The sequence below is a fragment of the Pseudomonas sp. RA_35y_Pfl2_P32 genome, assembly GCF_963970735.1.
In the GTDB taxonomy this organism is placed as follows: Bacteria; Pseudomonadota; Gammaproteobacteria; order Pseudomonadales; family Pseudomonadaceae; genus Aquipseudomonas.
On the sequence record NZ_CAXAQF010000332.1, the window covers coordinates 1 to 451 of the forward strand.

Annotated in this window: 1 protein-coding gene; it reads right to left on the reverse strand. The window is 63.0% G+C overall.

Going from position 1 to position 451, the window contains the following annotated elements; translation table 11 throughout:
• Window positions 1–451 (reverse strand): integrase arm-type DNA-binding domain-containing protein (locus AACY45_RS28550; protein ID WP_339548815.1); only part of this gene is annotated, 451 nt, incomplete at both ends.

Below are 451 nucleotides of genomic sequence, written 5' to 3' on the forward strand. Positions count from 1 at the left end.
CAGCTTTTTCGTCTTGACGGCGACGCGCGTCTTGCCGGCCATGATGTCCTTCAAGACCTTGTTGATGTCGGCCTTGGTGAGATCCTTGACCCGGCGCGCGCCGATCAGCGGGATGATGTGCCGCTCGATACGGCCAGTGTCGGTGACGATGGTGGTGGGCTTTTTCGGTCGCCCGCCCTTACCCAGAATGAGGCCCGCGTTCAGATCAGCGGTATAGAGGGCGCAAAGCTCCTTGACCGTGATGGCCTTGTGATCGAGCTGACGTTCTTCGGAAGGGTTGTCGCCGCGCGCGACGCGCCCGAGTTGGACCTTCGCTTCTTGCCGGGCTGTCTCCGGCGTCCACACGCCATGCAGGCCGATGGTGTAGCGTCGCGTGCGTCCAACAGCGCGATATTGGATGAGGTAGCTGCGCTTGCCGGAGGCGAACACGCGGAGGCCGAAACCGGGCAGT